The following is a 17,852-nucleotide window of genomic DNA, read 5'->3' on the forward strand; positions in this document are numbered from 1 at the left end:
ATACAAAAGCCTCAAGGTCGACCGACGCACCTACAAAGCCACCCTCAGCATCAACATCTTGACGCCGACGATCAGCCCGTAACTTCACGGCCTTGCCCTTTGGGGCGCGGTACCTGGCCGGACTTCGCCAGACCCGCCTAGCCGACCTCGCCCCGTACATCTCGTACGCCCTGTACATCCTGTTCGGCCAGCCGGAGCGCTTCCCGGGCGAGGGCGTCGGCGCGGGCGGTGTCCTCCGGGGTTTCGCGGTGCTCCTGGGCGTCCTGGTCCTGTTCCTCGTCCTCCCGGGCCCGCGCGAGATGCCGCTCCGCCTCCGCCAGACGGGTCCGTGCCTCGCTCCCGACGACCTCTCGATGGGCCGTGACGAAGCCCGCGGCGGCGGCCACGGTGCCCCGGACGGGCGGCAGACTCCTCGCGGCCTGGGCGGCCTGCGCGGCTTCCCTGTCTTCCCTGCCTTCCCCGGCCTCGGTGGCCTCGGTGTCGAGGGCGGGTGAGAGGCTCCCCTCGGCTTCGGCGGTCTCGGCGGTCTCGGCGGCTTCCGCGGCCTCGGTACCCCGGACGGGCGGCCGGCTCCCCTCGGCCCCCGCCAGCTCGGCCGCGAGTCGGTCCACGGCGGTGAGGAGGGCGTCCGCCCGGGATACGGCGCTCTCGGCTGCCCGTAGCTGGGCGGCGGCGGTCGTGTTGTCGCCCGAGTCGGCCGACTGGTGTGCCTGGTTGAGGCGGACAGCCGCGGACAGCAGCCGGTCCTTGGCCTGTTCGACGTGACCGATGACGGACGCGGTGGCGGAGGGGGCGTACTCCTGGCGGAGCCGGGTGAGTGTCGCGTCGGTGGCGGCGACCCGTCCGGTCAGCTCGCGGAAGCGGGTCTCGGCGTAGCCGAGGGCCGGAGCCACGTCCCGCTCCAGCGCTCTGACCCGTGCGAACTCGGCCGCCGCGGTGCCGAGGCCGCGCCCGGCCGTGGTGCAGCGGGCGACGATCTCCTCCAGCAGCCCGCGTTCCGTGTCGGGCGACACGGCCCCCGGCGCGCTGTCGTCGAGCTGTTGCCGCAGCTGGAAGGCTACGGCCAGCTGGTCCCGCGCGGATTGGAGCGCCGCCGCGAACGGTTCGCCCGCCCGGTCCCCCAACCGCCCGACGACGAAGCCGAGTTCCTCGTAACCCGCGCGTATGCGGTCGTCGACCTCGACGAGCAGTCGCCGTCCCTGCCGGTCGAGCTCGGGCAGCGGTGCGACGGGCGGCGGCGCGACGCTCCCGCCCGGGGTCGTACGGGTGGTCGCCCGCCGCCTCCGCCGGAGGTACGCGTACGCCACGAGCACCGCGACCGCGACCACCGCGACGACCGGCGGGACGAGGTCCCAGGCCGCGGACTCGTGCTCCGTCGCCTCCAGGGGCGCCGGCACACCCTGCCGGGTGGCGGCCACCTCCTCCGTCCCGCCGCCGGACGCCGCCGCCACGGCCGACACCAGCCAGCCCACGGCCACGAGTCCCCCGATCACGGCATGCGCCAACCGCGCGCATATGTGCGCTTTGGGGCGACCCGATGGGGTTCGGCTTGGGGACGAGGTCACATTTGGGAGCGTATTTCCGCTTACGCGGTCTCGCGACCGGAATGAGACCCGGAGCGCGACCCCGAGTGCGACCCCGACTGCGTCCGGGGCGGGTGAAGACCCTCGTGGCCCTTGTAGCCCCCGTGAGCCCGCCCCTCACCGCCTCACCCCTTACCGCCTCACCCTCACCGCCTCCTGATCTTCGACCCCAGCCACACCAACGGGTCGTACTTGCGGTCGACCGCGCGCTCCTTCAAAGGGATCAGGGCGTTGTCCGTGATCTTGATGCCTTCGGGGCAGACCTCCGTGCAGCACTTGGTGATGTTGCAGTAGCCGAGGCCGTGTTCGTCCTGGGCGGTGCGTTTGCGGTCCAGACCCGACTCGGCGGCGGAGTCCAGGGGGTGCATGTCCAGTTCGGCGACGCGCATCAGGAAGCGCGGGCCCGCGAACGCCGGTTTGTTCTCCTCGTGGTCGCGGACCACATGGCACGTGTCCTGGCACAGGAAGCACTCGATGCACTTGCGGAACTCCTGCGAGCGGTCCACGTCCTCCTGCATCATGCGGTACTCGCCGGGCCCCAGCTCCGCCGGCGGGACGAAGGACGGGACCTCCCTCGCCTTGGTGTAGTTGAAGCCGACGTCCGTGACGAGATCCCGTACGACCGGGAAGGCGCGCAACGGCGTCACCGTGATCGTCTCCTCCTTCCCGAACACCGACATGCGCGTCATGCACAGCAGCCGCGGCCGCCCGTTGATCTCCGCCGAACACGAACCGCACTTGCCCGCCTTGCAGTTCCAGCGGACGGCCAGGTCGGGGGCCTGGGTCGCCTGGAGGCGGTGGATGATGTCGAGCACCACCTCACCGTCGTTGACCTCGACCTTGAAGTCCTCCAGGCCGCCGCCTCCGACGTCACCTCGCCACACCTTGAAGCGGGCCTCGTAACTGCTCACTCGTAGAGCTCCTCTTCGGCGAGGTACTTGACCAGCTCCTCCTTCTCGAAAAGGGCAAGCAGGTCGGGGCGGACGGGGTCGGTGGTCTCCCGGGTGAGATCGATCTGGCCGCGCACCGGGTCCGTGGCCGCCAGCCCGCCCGTGGGGTCGACGAGTCGGCACAGCAGGTTGATACGGCGCCACGCGCGTTCCATCGTGGGGTGGTCCTCCCGCGTATGGCCGCCCCGCGACTCCGTACGCTCCAGAGCCGCCCGCGCCACGCACTCGCTGACCAGCAGCATGTTCCGCAGGTCCAGGGCGAGATGCCAGCCCGGGTTGAACTGGCGGTGGCCCTCGACCCCGGCCCGGCGTGCCCGTACCCGCAGGTCGGCGAGTTTCTCCAGGGCCTGCTTCATCTCGGCCTCGCGGCGGATGATGCCGACGAGGTCGTTCATCGTCTGCTGGAGCTCCTGGTGGAGGGTGTACGGGTTCTCCGGCGGGCGGCCGTCCTCCTCGCCGGGCACCGGGCCCTCGGCGGAGAACGGGCGCAGGGCCTCCGCGGAGGCCGTGTCCACCTGGCCGTCGTCGACCACGGGGCGCTGCTCCAGCCCCGTCGCGTACTCGGCCGCGTGCAGCCCCGCCCGCCTGCCGAACACCAGCAGGTCGGAGAGCGAGTTGCCGCCCAGCCGGTTGGAGCCGTGCATACCGCCGGCGACCTCCCCGGCCGCGAACAGCCCGGGTACCCCGCGTGCCGCCGCCGTGTCCGAGTCGACCGCGATGCCGCCCATCACGTAGTGGCAGGTCGGGCCGACCTCCATCGCCTCGGCGGTGATGTCGACGTCCGCCAGCTCCTTGAACTGGTGGTACATGGACGGCAGCCGGCGCCGGATGACCTCGGCCGGCATACGCGACGACACATCGAGGAAGACGCCGCCGTGCGGGGAGCCGCGCCCCGCCTTGACCTCCGCGTTGATGGCCCGGGCGACCTCGTCACGCGGCAGCAGCTCGGGTGGACGCCGGTTGTTGTCCGGGTCCTCGTACCAGCGGTCGCCCTCCTCCTCGGACTGGGCGTACTTCTCCTTGAAGACGTCGGGGATGTAGTCGAACATGAACCGCTTGTCCTCGGAGTTGCGCAGCACCCCGCCGTCCCCGCGCACGGACTCCGTGACGAGGATGCCTTTCACCGACGGCGGCCACACCATCCCCGTCGGGTGGAACTGCACGAACTCCATGTTCAGCAGCGGCGCCCCGGCCAGCAGCGCCAGCGCGTGCCCGTCGCCCGTGTACTCCCACGAGTTCGACGTCACCTTGAACGACTTGCCGATCCCGCCGGTCGCGATGACGACCGCCGGGGCTTCGAGGACGAAGAAACGGCCCGATTCGCGGTCGTACGCGAAGACCCCCGAGACACTGCCATCGCTCTTCAGGACGCGGGTGACCGTGCACTCCTGGAAGATCTTCAGCCGGGACTCGTAGTCGCCGGTCTCCTTCATGTCCTCCTGCTGGAGGGCGACGACCTTCTGCTGCAGCGTCCGGATCAGCTCCAGCCCCGTACGGTCGCCGACATGCGCCAGCCTGGGGTACTCGTGCCCGCCGAAGTTTCGCTGCGAGATGCGGCCGTCCTTCGTACGGTCGAAGAGGGCGCCCCAGGTCTCCAGCTCCCAGACCCGGTCCGGCGCCTCCTGGGCGTGCAGCTCGGCCATGCGCCACTGGTTGAGGAACTTGCCGCCGCGCATCGTGTCGCGGAAGTGGACCTGCCAGTTGTCGCCGACGTTGACGTTGGCCATGGCGGCGGCGATACCGCCCTCGGCCATCACCGTGTGGGCCTTGCCGAACAGGGACTTGCAGATCACGGCCGTACGGGCGCCGCGTTCGCGAGCCTCGATGGCGGCGCGCAGCCCGGCGCCGCCCGCGCCCACCACGACGACGTCCCACTCCTGCCGGTCGACCACGGACATCAGAACAACCTCGGATCGTCGAAGACACCGGACGCGACGAGATAGACGTAGAAGTCGGCGAGCGCGACGCTCACCAATGACGTCCAGGCGAGCAGCATGTGACGGGCGTTCAGCTTGCCCACCCACTGCCACATCCGGTAGCGCACGGGGTGCTGGGAGAAGTGCTTGAGCTTGCCGCCGACGATGTGCCGGCAGGAGTGGCAGGAGATCGTGTACGCCCAGATCAGCACGATGTTGACGAGGAACACCAGCGTGCCGAGGCCCATGTGGCCCCACTCGTAGCTCTCGTCCCGGAAGGCGAGGACGGTGTCGTACGTCAGGATTACGGCGACGAGGAGCGCGGCGTAGAAGAAGTACCGGTGGATGTTCTGCAGGACCAGCGGGAAGCGGGTCTCGCCCGTGTACTTCTTGTGCGGCTCGGCCACGGCGCACGCGGGTGGGGACGCCCAGAAGCCCCGGTAGTACGCCTTGCGGTAGTAGTAGCAGGTCAGGCGGAAGCCGAGCGGGAAGATCAGGATGATGATGGCCGGCGAGAGGCCCCACCAGCTGCCGAAGATCTCCCAGTTGGGGCCCGCGCGCATCGGCTCGCAGCGCTCCGCCAGGCAGGGGGAGTAGAACGGCGAGACGTACGGGGCCGCGTAGTAGTGCGCGTCGGCGAAGGCCCGCCACGTCGAGTAGACGATGAAGGCCAGGAGTCCGGCCGCCGTGGTGGCGGGGGCCAGCCACCAGCGGTCCGTCCGCAGGTGGGGAGCGGTGATGGCGGCGCGCGTACGGGTGTGTACGCCGCCGCCGGCGGTATGCGGTTCTGTTGCGGGAGGTTCCGTACCAGTGGCCAACATTGACTCCGGTCGGGTTCAGGGGGCGTGGCGGTCGCGGGCGCCGAGGCCTTCGTCGTCCGAGTCCGTCCACAGGCTGCTGTCGTACGGGGTGTCGGGGATGGGGACGAGATCGGGGCGCCGCCCTGGGGCGGAGGCGGGGGCGGAGGCCGCCTCGCGGAGCAGCGCGACGCTCTCGCGCAGGTGCTGGCAGTCGGTGCGGACCCGGCGTATGTCGAGACCGCCGCTGCCGAGCTGCTGTTCCAGGCGGCTCACGGACCGGTTCAGGTCTTCGAGGCAACGCTGGACTGACGTCAGTTCGTCGTTCACGGACATGACGTGACCTCACTTCCGTCGGCTGTGCGGGCCGTGGGCGGCAACGTTCATGCGCCTGCGAGTGTTGCGCGTCACACCTGTCGGTGGGAAGGGATGTGCACCGATTGGCCGAGGCGCGTGGACGCATCCCGTGGTGCGTTGCGCCGCACGGGTGGCCTTCGCGGCCGTTTTCGCCGTGTCGCCGCCCGTTGCGGACCTCTTTCCTTGTTCAGTGGCCGCACACATGTGATCAGCTCCATATACCGCCAAAAGTGATCATAACGCCCCGCGGCTCCCGGAGGTAAGCAGAGATGTCCCACGACGGCGTCGAATCCAGGCCTGGTCGTCGATCTCCCGCCTGCCGCGCGGCCTCCGGGCCCGGCGCGGCGATGCGCTCGGCCGCCTTCCTCATCGCGGGCGTGCTCGCGGTGCCCCTGCTCGCCGGGTGCGGCGAGGAGGACCCGGCGGGCAGACCCCTCGCCGAGCAGGACATCGCCCCGGCGCCCCGCGACCTGATCGTCGACGGAGGCACCCTGCGCTGGGCCGTGGACGCGGTGCCTCAGACGCTGAACACCTTCCAGGCGGACGCCGACGCCGCCACCTCCCGGGTCGCCGGCGCCGTACTGCCCTCCATGTACCGCCTGGACGCGAACGGCCGCCCCCAGCCCAACCCCGACTACCTCGAATCCGCCAAGATCGTCGAGCGTGAGCCCAAGCAGGTCGTCCTGTACAAGCTGCACCAGCAGGCGGTGTGGAGCGACGGCCGGGAGATCGGCGCCGCCGACTTCGCCGCCCAGTGGCGCGCTCTGTCCGGCAAGGACTCCGCGTACTGGACGGCCAGGAACGCCGGGTACGAGCGCATCGAGAAGGTCGAGCGGGGCGCGAACGACCTGGAGGTCAGGGTCACCTTCGCGCGGCCCTACGCCGACTGGAAGTCGCTGTTCTCGCCGTTGTACCCGAAGGACGTCATGGGTACCCCGGACTCCTTCAACGACGGCGCCCGGCGGGGGCTCAAGGTCACCGCCGGGCCCTTCGCCCTGAAGGGCATCGACCGCGAGGACGGCGAGGTCACCCTCACCCGCAACCCCCGCTGGTGGGGCCGCCAGGCCAAACTGTCCAAGCTCGTGCTGACCGCCGTACCGCGTGACGAGCGGGGCGCCGCCCTGGCCGAGGGCACGATCGACATCGCCGAGATCGACCCCGGGCAGGCCGAACGCATCACTCTCGCCTCCCGCGACAGCGGCAAGAGCCTCACCCAGGGCCCCGCCGCCGAGCTCACCCCCGCCCAGGCCCTGCGCTCCTGGGCCATCGCGCACGGCTCCGACGGGGAGGCCGCCGAGGAGGAGATCACCGCCCGGAAGAAGCGGGAGAAGGCCGTCGCCGCGCACGCGAAGCAGCAGTCCGCCCTGCGCGGCTTCACCGTCCGCAAGTCCCTCGAACCCGCCTACACCCAGCTCGCCCTCAACGGCGCCAAGGGCCCCCTCACCGACGAGCGCGTCCGCCGCGCCGTGGCCCGCGCCCTCGACCGCAAGGAGCTCGCCCGTGTCGTACTGAAGCCGCTCGGGCTGCCCGCCGTCCCCGTCGGCAGCCACCTCGCCCTCGCCGGCCAGGCCGCGTACGCCGACAACAGCGGCGCCCTCGGCGGCCAGGACACCGACGAGGCCCGGGCCCTGCTCGCCGACGCCGGCTGGGAACGCGGCGGACCGGTGAAGGAGGAGCGGAAGACGGCCGGGGGAGAGGGCAAGGAGTCGAAGCCGGGGCCCGAGGACTCCGCGGACGACGGGACGTACATCGTCGGTGACGACGACAAGGCGGCCGAGACCGAGACCGAGACCGAGAAGGAAGCCGACGCCAAGGAAGCGAAGGAAGTCGAAGCCGACGCCAAGGAAGTCAAGGAAGCAAGGGAAGCAGACGAGGCCGAGAGCCTCGCTCGCGACGGCAAGCAGTTCAAGCCCGGGGCGCCCCCCGGCGCCTACGCCCCGAAGGGCACCGCCGCGCCCGCCGGTGCCGCGAACGCCCCGCTCGCCAAGGGCGGCGAGCCACTGGCCCTCCGGTTCGTCCTGCCCTCGGGGCCCGGCTCGGAGTCACTGCGGGCCGTGGGGCAGCGGATCGCACGGATGCTGGGGCGGGTCGGCATTCGTACGGACATCACGAAGGTCGCCGACGAGAGCTACTTCAAGGACCACATCGCGAACGGGCAGTACGACCTCGCCCTGTACTCCTGGCCGACCTCCGCCTACCCGGCCACCGACGCCCGGCCCATCTACGCCAAGCCCGTCCCGGCGGCCGACGGCTCCCTGAACGTCGAGCAGAACTACACCCGCGTCGGCACCGACCGGGTGGACCAGCTCTTCGACCAGGCCGTCGCCACCCTGGACGAGGACGAGTCCCGCGCCCTGATCCGCAGGGCCGACGCCCGCATCTGGGCCGCCGCCGCCTCCATCCCCCTCTACCAGCGCCCCCAGCTGATGGCAGCCCGTGTCAACCTCGCCAACGCGGGCGCCTTCGGCTTCCAGACACCGATCTACGAGGACATGGGGTTCCTCAAGAAGAGCGCCGGACGGGTTGAGGGGGCATCACCTCGGAAGTGATGCTCTGAAGGACCTCAAATCGATTGTCCGGCCGGCCCGGGCCGCCCACACTGGATCAGTAGTCGACCAAATACGGTGCGGCTGTCGACCATCGGCCGTACCACGGCTGCCCCGGTGTGAGAACGCGCGGGGCCACGGGGGAGAGACTGTGCACAGCAGAATGCGCCGGATACCGGCGATCGCCTTCGCCTCGACAGCACTTGTCCTGGGGGCTGTGGCCTGCACCGCCGACCAGGCCAAGACCGGCAATACCGACAAGACCGACAAGGCGGACGCGGTCGGTGAGCCCGGAGGCAAGGCCACGCAGGCCGCGGTCCGGGCGGAGGCGTGCAAGGGCGGCACCTTCACCTGGTTCAACATCGACCAGTCGGAGCGGCTGACCGGCGTCGCGAAGGCGGAGCGCGTGGGGAAGGGCGGCGGCAAGCTCACGAACAGGTTGCAGCGGGTGTATACGCCGGAGGTCTCTGTGAAGGCAGACGGGCCGAGCGTGCCGACCAGAGAGGTTCTGTTGTCGCTGGGCATGGAGACCGGTGTCATCGACGCCGATGAAGACATCGACTCCGTGAGTGACATGTCCTTCCTCGATGCCGACCAGAAAGCCCCCGAGCTGAACGACGAGCCCGAGTCGGTCACGTTGCACGCGGCGGCCGAGTTCGTGCGGTACGCCGGGGTGAAGGTGGTGGAAGGTGATTTCCACTACTCCTGCCCCGACGGTGAGATCACCGTGGGGCACGCCAGGAGCTGGCAGGTCGACACGGCCGGCACGGCCGTGTGCACCGAAGACCCCGGCCCCGGCCTCGCTGTCGGCCGCCGCGCCTACGAGGCCGTCCGGTTTGCCTGCGACGAGGACTCGGTCGCGGCGAAGGCCGCCGCGAAGGCCCTGGCCGAGGGCTGAGACGCCGAGCTGCTCACACGTGTCGGGGAGGGGCGCGGCATGCCCCGAGCGAGCGTCCCTCCCGTGACCTACGTACCATGGGGTGAGGCCGTGGCATGTTCCGCCCGGCAGGGCCCGCGTAACGCAGACGTACGCGCAGGCCATCCTCACACTCCGGGAGAACGCCACACCATGGCTGTGACTGCTACGCGTCACGACATCCGCAACGTCGCCATCGTCGCCCACGTCGACCACGGCAAGACGACCATCGTCGACGCCATGCTCAAGCAGGCGGGTGCCTTCGCCGCGCACGCCGCCGAGAACCTCGACGACCGCATGATGGACTCGAACGACCTGGAGCGTGAGAAGGGCATCACGATCCTCGCCAAGAACACCGCGGTGAAGTACCACCCGAAGGACGGCGGGGACGTCATCACGATCAACATCATCGACACCCCCGGCCACGCCGACTTCGGCGGCGAGGTCGAGCGCGGTCTGTCGATGGTCGACGGGGTGGTCCTGCTCGTCGACGCCTCCGAGGGACCGCTGCCGCAGACCCGCTTCGTGCTGCGCAAGGCGCTGCAGGCGCGCCTGCCCGTCATCCTGTGCATCAACAAGACGGACCGGCCGGACGCCCGTATCGACGAGGTCGTGAACGAGACGTACGACCTCTTCCTCGACCTCGACGCCGACGAGGACCAGATCGAGTTCCCCATCGTCTACGCGTGTGGCCGGGACGGCATCGCGTCCCTCACCAAGCCGGACAACGGCACCGTGCCGGGCGACAGCGACAGCCTGCAGCCGTTCTTCTCCACGATCCTGCAGCACATCCCGGCGCCCACGTACGACGAGGAGGCGCCCCTCCAGGCCCACGTCACCAACCTGGACGCCGACAACTTCCTCGGCCGTATCGCGCTGCTGCGCGTCGAGCAGGGCGAGCTGCGGAAGGGCCAGACGGTCGCGTGGATCAAGCGTGACGGGTCTGTCGGCAACGTCCGTATCAGCGAACTGATGATGACCGAGGCGCTGACCCGCAAGCCCGCCGAGAAGGCCGGCCCGGGTGACATCTGCGCCGTCGCCGGTATCCCGGACATCATGATCGGCGAGACCCTCGCCGACCCCGAGAACCCGGTCCCGCTCCCGCTGATCACGGTCGACGAGCCCGCGATCTCCATGACCATCGGCACCAACACCTCACCGCTGGTCGGCCGCGGCGGCACCGGCAAGGGTGCCGACGCCAAGGCGGCGGTGAAGGACCGCAAGGTCACCGCCCGCCAGGTCAAGGACCGCCTCGACCGCGAGCTGGTCGGCAACGTCTCCCTCCGCGTCCTCGACACCGAGCGGCCCGACGCCTGGGAGGTCCAGGGCCGTGGTGAGCTGGCGCTCGCCATCCTGGTGGAGACCATGCGCCGGGAGGGCTACGAGCTCACCGTCGGCAAGCCGCAGGTGGTCACCAAGGACGTCGAGGGCAAGGTGTACGAGCCCGTCGAGCGCATGACGATCGACGTGCCCGAGGAGCACATGGGGGCGGTCACGCAGCTCATGGGCGTCCGCAAGGGCCGGATGGACAACATGTCCAACCACGGCTCCGGCTGGGTCCGCATGGAGTTCGTCGTGCCGTCCCGTGGCCTCATCGGCTTCCGGACCGAGTTCCTGACGCAGACCCGCGGCACGGGCATCGGGCACTCCATCCACGAGGGCCACGAGCCGTGGTTCGGCGCCCTTCAGACCCGCAACAACGGATCTCTGGTCGCCGACCGCGCCGGTGCCGTCACCGCGTTCGCGATGACGAACCTCCAGGAGCGCGGTGTGCTCTTCGTGGAGCCGGGCACCGAGGTGTACGAGGGCATGATCGTCGGCGAGAACTCGCGCTCCGACGACATGGACGTGAACATCACCAAGGAGAAGAAGCTCACCAACATGCGGTCGTCCACGGCCGATGTGACCGAGTCGATCGTCCCGCCGCGCAAGCTCTCCCTGGAGCAGTCCCTGGAGTTCTGCCGCGACGACGAGTGTGTCGAGGTCACGCCGGAGGCCGTACGCATCCGCAAGGTGAACCTGGACGCCCGCGAGCGCGCCCGCGCAGCGAGCCGCGCCAAGCACGGCTGACAGCCGCGGCGGCCGGTCGCTCGTGGGCGCCGGCCGATGCTGCTCCGCCACGTGAGAACGGCCCGGACCTCCTCAGGACGTCCGGGCCGTTCTCACGTGGCGGGCGGGTGCGCGCGGTGCCCTGCGGGTCCTCCGAGGGTGAGGGAAAACCCTCTCTCTGCGGTGGAACGCTCGTGGGCGAAAGCCGAGGCGGACTACCCTACTGGTCGGTCACTCTCATCAAGTTCTCATCTTCGTCGTGCGTCCTGTCTGCCTCCCGCCGTCCTTGCGGCCGTCGTCGGGCACGACTCGTGGGCGCCGTTGAGATGCGAAGCATGAGAGCGCAATGACCGCAACCTAATTCCCCTTTCGTGACGTCCGATATGCGGACAGTGATCGTCGATAGGCGTGTAACAAGTCCGTTTCGCAGGGATCTTTCGCCTAACTGTTTGTCCGGATTTTGGAAGATGTTAGTGCGATGTGTGATCGAACCGAGACCTGTTGGATGTGGTCGGGGTGCGGGTGATGGCAGATAGTTAGGCGCGTAGAGCTCGGGTCAATGGGTCATGCGCCGCGGGGGCGCGGACTCACGAGCGTGCGGGGGCACTCTCCGATCTTCACCGTCCAGGTGACGGTGTCGTGTTGCGTTGCGTGCCTCTCCTGTAGTGATCAAGTGGACTCATGAGGAGGAACCAACTCATGCGCGGTGCCAAGAGCGCGAAGTGGCTCGCCGGTGCGATAGTGGTGGCCCTGGCGGCCACTGCCTGCGGCTCTGGCGATGACAGCGACAGCGAGGGCAACGACTCGGACAAGAGTCGGTACGTTTCCATCAACGTCGGAGAGCCGCAGAAGGGCATCATTCCTTCGGACACCAATGAGTCCAACGGTGGTTACATCGTCGACGCGCTGTTCGCCGGTCTGCTGACCTTCGACGAGAAGGGCGGCATCGAGTACCTCAACGCCGAGTCCATCACCACCGAGGACTCCAAGACCTGGACCGTCAAGCTGAAGGACGGCTGGACGTTCCACGACGGCACGCCGGTGACGGCCCAGTCCTACGTCGACGCGTGGAACTGGTCCGCCCACATCGACAACGCGCAGCAGAACGCCTTCTGGTTCGCGGACATCGCCGGCTACGAGGACGTCCACCCGGCCGAGGAGGACGCCAAGGCGAAGGCCGACACGATGTCCGGCCTGAAGGTCGTGGACGACACGACGTTCACCATCGAGACCTCCAGCGCGCTGCCGTACTACGAGTACAAGCTGGGCTACTCCACCTTCGCGCCGCTGCCCGAGGCGTTCTTCGACGACCCGAAGGCGTTCGGCGAGAAGCCGGTCGGCAACGGTCCCTACGAGTTCGAGAAGTGGGACCACGACAAGCTGATCCAGGTCAAGGCGTACGCGGACTACAAGGGCGCCAACAAGGCCCAGAACGCCGGTGTCCAGTACAAGGCCTACTCGACCCCCGAGGCCGCCTACCAGGACCTGCTCTCCGGCAACCTGGACATCATCGACCAGGTCGGCGCGACGGACCTCGCCAGCTACGAGAACGACCTCGGCGACCGGGCCATCGCCAAGCCGTACGCGGCCATCCAGACGCTGGTGCCGGCCTTCTACTCCAAGACCTTCAAGGACATCGACCCCAAGGTCCTCCAGGGCCTGTCGATGGCGATCGACCGTGACACGATCACCAAGACCGTGCTGCAGGGCACCCGTACCCCCGCCGACGGCTTCGTGGCGCCGGGCGCCCAGGGCAAGCAGACCCTGGACACGGACATCTTCACGTACGACCCCGACAAGGCCAAGGAGCTCGTCGAGGACGGCGGTGGCGTCCCGGGCAACAAGGTCTTCATCCAGTACAACACCGACGGCGGCCACGCCGAGTGGGTCACCGCGGTCTGCAACTCCATCACCAAGGCCACGGGTGTGGAGTGCGAGGGCGACGCCAAGCCGGACTTCGCCACCGACCTCGAAGCGCGTGACAATGACGAGGTCAAGTCGATGTACCGCGGTGGCTGGCTGGGTGACTACCCGCTCAACGGCAACTTCCTGAAGGAGCTGTACCACTCGCAGGCCGAGTCCAACAACGGCCGGTTCTCCAACAAGGACGTCGACGACGCGATGGCCGAGGCCGACGCGGCAGCGGACCTCGACGCCTACGTCAAGGGGTACCAGGAGGTCGAGAAGGAGCTCGTCAACTACATGCCGGCCATCCCGCTGTGGTTCTACGAGATGAACGGCGGCTACGGCGAGAACGTGGACAACGTCGACATCGACTGGCACGGGCAGTACAAGCTGTACAACGTCACGACCAAGTGACCTGACCCGACAACCACGGTCCCTCGCACCGTGCGGCGTCACCTCGTACGACCGTCCGGCGCGCAGAGCCCACCCGTGCTCTGCGCGCCGGACGTGTGGGGCGCACTCCCCGGGTAGCCGAGGGAGGCCCTGCAAATTTCCACCCCCCGACCATGGAGGCACCCATGGGGCACTATGTCGCCAGACGACTGCTCCAGATGATCCCCGTCTTCATCGGGTCCACTGCCCTGGTGTTCCTGATGATGTACGCGTTGCCCGGCGATCCCGTGCGCGCACTTGCCGGCGAGCAGTACTCCGACCCCACACAGATCGCCCGTCTCAAGGCCGAACTCGGCCTCGACAAGCCGATCTGGTGGCAGTACTGGGACTATCTGACGGGGCTGGTGCAGGGCGACTTCGGCCAGCAGATCGCCTCCGGGCGTGAAGTGGGCGACGTGATCGCCGAGGCCTGGCCCGTCACCGTCCAACTGGCACTCTTCGCCGTGGTGTTCACGACCGTCGTCGGCATCACCCTGGGTGTGATCGCCGGTCTGCGCCCGAACAGCGCCCGCGACCGTGGGCTGCTGTTCCTGACCCTGGTGCTGGTCTCCATCCCCTCCTTCGTGCTCGGCCGCATGGCCCAGTACTTCTTCGCCTTCGAACTCGGGTGGCTCGAACCCAACGTGTCACTCGATGAGAACTGGACGGAGCTGCTGCTTCCGGCATTGGTGCTCGGTGCGCTCTCGCTGGCCTACGTGGCCAGGCTCACCCGTACGTCGATCGCCGAGAACCTGCGCTCGGACTACATCCGTACCGCCGTCGCCAAGGGGCTGCCCCGGCGTCGTGTCATCGGCATCCATCTGCTGCGCAACTCCATGATTCCCGTCGTCACCTTCCTCGGAACCGACCTCGGCACGCTGATGGCGGGCGCCGTGGTCACCGAGGGCATCTTCAACATCAAGGGCGTCGGCAGCCTCGTCTTCGACGCCCTGGGCCACCGCGAGGGATCGACCGTCGTGGGTGTGGTCAGCCTCATCGTCATCGTCTATCTGTTCTGCAGCCTGCTCGTCGACCTGCTGTACGCGGTCCTGGACCCGAGGATCCGGTATGCCTGAGAAGACCGCGCTCAAGAAAGAAACCCCCGGTGGGGACGGTGCGTCGGTGACCCCCGTCGCCTCCGGCCCGGATGCCGGCAACGGCACGGGCAAGCCCCGCAGCCTGTGGTCCGACGCCTGGCACGACCTGCGCCGCAGCCCGCTCTTCCTGGCGTCGTCGCTGCTGATCCTGCTGCTGGTGACGATGGCCGTGTTCCCCGGCCTGTTCACCGACGGCTCGCCCACCGAGGCGGATCTGGCCAACAACTACCTCAGGCCGCCGAACTGGTCGCACATCATGCAGCCCGACTGGTTCGGATACGACATCCAGGGCCGCTCGGTGTGGACCCGTATGGTCTACGGCACCCGCGCCTCCATTCTCGTCAGCGTCTTCGTCACGCTGATCGTGACGGTCGTGGGCAGCGCCCTCGGCATGATCGCCGGCTACTTCGGGGGCGTCTGGGACAGCCTGCTGTCCCGGCTCACCGACGTATTCTTCGGCATCCCGTTCCTGCTCGGCGCCATGGTCATCCTGACGAGCTTCGAGAGGCGCAGCGTCTGGGTGGTGATCCTGGCGATCTCGTTCCTGGGCTGGACCACCATCGCCCGTGTCTCCCGCGGTGCGGTCATCGGCGTCAAGCAGGCCGACTACGTCGTCGCCGCCAAGGCGCTGGGCGCCTCCACGAACCGGATTCTGCTGCGCCACATCCTGCCCAACGCGCTGGCCCCGATCATCGTCGTCGCGACCATCTCGCTCGGTGGCTACATCGCGGCCGAGGCCACGCTGTCGTTCCTGGGCGTGGGGCTGAGCGATCCCGTGGTCTCCTGGGGTGTGGACATTTCCCGGGGCTTCCGGTCGATCCGCGACGCACCCTATGTGCTGATCCTGCCGTCCGTGCTGGTCTCCATCACGGTGCTTTCCTTCCTGATGTTCGGCGATGCAGTGCGCAACGCCCTCGACCCGAAGCTGCGCTGAGGGAGGCGTACACCATGACTCTCATCGACGAGGCACCGATGGTGCCCCACCAGGGAGGCGGTCCGGACGCACCGCTGCTGGAAGTCCGCGACCTCCATGTCGAGTTCCACACCCGCGACGGCGTCGCCAAGGCGGTCAACGGTGTGAACTACACGGTGCACGCGGGCGAGACGCTCGCCGTGCTCGGCGAGTCCGGCTCCGGCAAGTCCGTCACCGCCCAGGCCGTCATGGGCATCCTCGACATGCCTCCCGGCCGTATCACCAAGGGCGAGATCCTGTTCCGGGGACAGGACATGCTGAAGATGTCCGAGGAGGAGCGACGCCGGCTCCGCGGTGCGAAGATCGCGATGATCTTCCAGGACGCGCTGTCCTCCCTGAACCCGGTCTACACGGTCGGCTACCAGCTCGGCGAGATGTTCCGTGTCCACCAGGCGTTGAGTCGCAAGGCGGCGAAGGCCAAGGCGATCGAGCTGATGGACCGTGTACGCATCCCGGCCGCGGCCGAACGGGTGAACGACTATCCGCACCAGTTCTCCGGCGGTATGCGCCAGCGCATCATGATCGCCATGGCGCTCGCCCTGGAGCCGGACCTGATCATCGCCGACGAGCCCACCACGGCCCTCGACGTGACGGTCCAGGCCCAGGTCATGGACCTGCTCGCCGAGTTGCAGCGTGAGTACCACATGGGCCTCATCCTGATCACCCACGACCTCGGCGTGGTCGCCGACGTCGCGGACAAGATCGCGGTGATGTACGCGGGCCGCATCGTGGAGCGCGCCCCGGTCCACGAGCTGTACAAGCGGCCCGCACACCCCTACACGCGGGGTCTGCTCGACTCGATTCCGCGTCTGGACCAGAAGGGCCAGGAGCTGTACGCGATCAGCGGCCTGCCGCCGAACCTGACGCGTATCCCCAGCGGTTGCGCGTTCAATCCGCGGTGCCCGAAGGCCCAGGACGTGTGCCGTACCGAGACTCCGGCGCTGCACCCTGTCAGCGAGCAGGACGGCACCGAACTGCCGGGCCGCGGTTCCGCGTGCCACTTCTGGAAGGAGACGATCCATGGCTGAGCTCAGCAAGACGGGGGCGACGGACGAGGCCGTGCCGGGCGTCTCCGACGAGGAGGCCGCCGACGCGCGCCCCGGGGCGGACCCGGCCGCCGCCGTGGAGGACTCGGCCGGGCGGGGCGAGCCGATCCTGTCGGTCCGCAACCTGGTGAAACACTTCCCGCTCACCCAGGGCATCCTGTTCAAGAAACAGATCGGTGCGGTCAAGGCGGTCGACGGCGTCTCCTTCGATCTGTATCCGGGTGAGACCCTCGGGATCGTGGGCGAGTCCGGCTGCGGCAAATCCACGGTCGCCAAGCTCCTGATGAACCTGGAGCGGGCGACCGAGGGTGAGATCTTCTACAAGGGCGAGGACATCAGCAGGCTCTCCCGGCGGGCCCTGAAAGCCGTGCGCCGGAACATCCAGATGGTGTTCCAGGACCCGTACACCTCGCTCAACCCGCGTATGACGGTGGGCGACATCATCGGCGAACCTTTCGAGATCCACCCCGAGGTGGCGCCGAAGGGCGACAGGCGGCGCAAGGTCCAGGACCTGCTGGACGTGGTCGGCCTCAACCCGGAGTACATCAACCGCTATCCGCACCAGTTCTCCGGCGGCCAGCGCCAGCGCATCGGCATCGCCCGCGGTCTCGCGCTCAACCCGGAGATCATCATCTGCGACGAGCCGGTCTCCGCGCTGGACGTGTCCGTCCAGGCACAGGTCATCAATCTGATGGAGAAGCTCCAGGAAGAGTTCCACCTCTCCTATGTCTTCATCGCGCACGACCTGTCGATCGTCCGGCACATCTCCGACCGGGTCGGGGTGATGTACCTCGGCAGGATCGCCGAGATCGGCACGGACACGCAGATCTACGACCACCCGACGCACCCCTACACCCAGGCGCTGCTCTCCGCCGTGCCGGTGCCCGACCCGGCGGCTCGGGAGGGCCGGGAACGGATCATCCTGACCGGTGATGTGCCGTCCCCGGCGAACCCGCCGTCCGGCTGCCGCTTCCGCACCCGTTGCTGGAAGGCCCAGGACAAGTGCGCCGAGGAGGTCCCGCTGCTGGCGGTTCCCGAGCGCTTCAAGGGCTCGGACTCCGAGGCGGCGCACGACTCGGCGTGCCACTTCGCGGAGGAGAAGGACGTGGTCCACGCGGCGTAGCCGTGGTGGGCGGTACTGGCTCCCGGCGCCCCGCGGTGCCGGGAGCCAGTGGCTTGAGAGGGTGCTTCGCCCGCCCGCTCGCAGTGTTCCCGCAGCCGGGGGCGGCGCGCCCTGACCTGTCGTCACCAAGCCCCCGTGCGGCGCCGGTTGCTCCCGGCCGGG

13 protein-coding genes are annotated in these 17,852 nt (G+C 68.8%); 8 read left to right on the top strand and 5 right to left on the bottom strand.

Annotated elements, in window-relative coordinates; translation table 11 throughout:
* Positions 1–137: 137 nt before the first annotated feature.
* The 5 genes from ACWD3C_RS13295 to ACWD3C_RS13315 all read right to left on the bottom strand — a co-directional run bounded on the left by ACWD3C_RS13295 (position 138) and on the right by ACWD3C_RS13315 (position 5,582).
* A complete protein-coding gene (locus ACWD3C_RS13295; RefSeq protein WP_451143235.1) occupies positions 138–1,493 on the bottom strand; it encodes a hypothetical protein in 1,356 nt (451 codons plus the stop codon).
* A 236-nt stretch (positions 1,494–1,729) separates the two neighbouring features.
* Entirely contained in the window at positions 1,730–2,494 is a 765-nt protein-coding gene (locus ACWD3C_RS13300; protein ID WP_451143237.1) for a succinate dehydrogenase/fumarate reductase iron-sulfur subunit, read from the bottom strand.
* On the bottom strand, positions 2,491–4,431 hold the full coding sequence (locus tag ACWD3C_RS13305; RefSeq protein WP_451143239.1) for a fumarate reductase/succinate dehydrogenase flavoprotein subunit: 1,941 nt from the start codon (positions 4,429–4,431) through the stop codon (positions 2,491–2,493). Before ACWD3C_RS13305 ends, ACWD3C_RS13300 begins: the two co-directional genes overlap by 4 nt.
* Entirely contained in the window at positions 4,431–5,267 is an 837-nt protein-coding gene (locus ACWD3C_RS13310; protein WP_451143474.1) for a hypothetical protein, read from the bottom strand. The genes ACWD3C_RS13305 and ACWD3C_RS13310 overlap by 1 nt, the downstream gene beginning before the upstream one ends.
* An 18-nt stretch (positions 5,268–5,285) precedes the next feature.
* Complete coding sequence (locus ACWD3C_RS13315) at positions 5,286–5,582, bottom strand: hypothetical protein (protein ID WP_451143241.1); 297 nt, start codon at positions 5,580–5,582, stop codon at positions 5,286–5,288.
* A gap of 290 nt (positions 5,583–5,872) precedes the next feature.
* On the opposite strand from ACWD3C_RS13315, the gene ACWD3C_RS13320 reads away from it, so the two are divergent.
* From ACWD3C_RS13320 to ACWD3C_RS13355, 8 genes are all read left to right on the top strand, one after another.
* A complete protein-coding gene (locus ACWD3C_RS13320; protein WP_451143243.1) occupies positions 5,873–8,152 on the top strand; it encodes an ABC transporter family substrate-binding protein in 2,280 nt (759 codons plus the stop codon).
* 148 nt (positions 8,153–8,300) lie between these two features.
* Positions 8,301–9,047, top strand: a complete 747-nt coding sequence (locus ACWD3C_RS13325) for a hypothetical protein (protein ID WP_451143245.1) — start codon at positions 8,301–8,303, stop codon at positions 9,045–9,047.
* A gap of 171 nt (positions 9,048–9,218) precedes the next feature.
* Positions 9,219–11,135, top strand: coding sequence for a translational GTPase TypA (typA, locus tag ACWD3C_RS13330; protein ID WP_451143247.1), 1,917 nt, complete (start codon positions 9,219–9,221; stop codon positions 11,133–11,135).
* A gap of 678 nt (positions 11,136–11,813) precedes the next feature.
* Positions 11,814–13,433 (top strand): peptide ABC transporter substrate-binding protein, encoded by a 1,620-nt coding sequence (locus ACWD3C_RS13335; RefSeq protein ID WP_451143249.1) that lies wholly within the window; start codon positions 11,814–11,816, stop codon positions 13,431–13,433.
* Positions 13,434–13,597: 164 nt separating this feature from the next.
* Complete coding sequence (locus ACWD3C_RS13340) at positions 13,598–14,527, top strand: ABC transporter permease (RefSeq protein WP_451143251.1); 930 nt, start codon at positions 13,598–13,600, stop codon at positions 14,525–14,527.
* The gene (locus tag ACWD3C_RS13345) at positions 14,520–15,482 is read left to right on the top strand and encodes an ABC transporter permease (RefSeq protein WP_451143253.1); all 963 of its coding nucleotides are present in this window, start codon (positions 14,520–14,522) and stop codon (positions 15,480–15,482) included. Before ACWD3C_RS13340 ends, ACWD3C_RS13345 begins: the two co-directional genes overlap by 8 nt.
* Before the next feature lie 14 nt (positions 15,483–15,496).
* Complete coding sequence (locus ACWD3C_RS13350; RefSeq protein ID WP_451143255.1) at positions 15,497–16,549, top strand: ABC transporter ATP-binding protein; 1,053 nt, start codon at positions 15,497–15,499, stop codon at positions 16,547–16,549.
* Positions 16,542–17,690, top strand: a complete 1,149-nt coding sequence (locus tag ACWD3C_RS13355) for an ABC transporter ATP-binding protein (protein WP_451143257.1) — start codon at positions 16,542–16,544, stop codon at positions 17,688–17,690. The genes ACWD3C_RS13350 and ACWD3C_RS13355 overlap by 8 nt, the downstream gene beginning before the upstream one ends.
* The last annotated feature ends 162 nt before the right edge of the window (positions 17,691–17,852 follow it).

It is taken from the genome of Streptomyces sp. NPDC002845 (assembly GCF_053591955.1).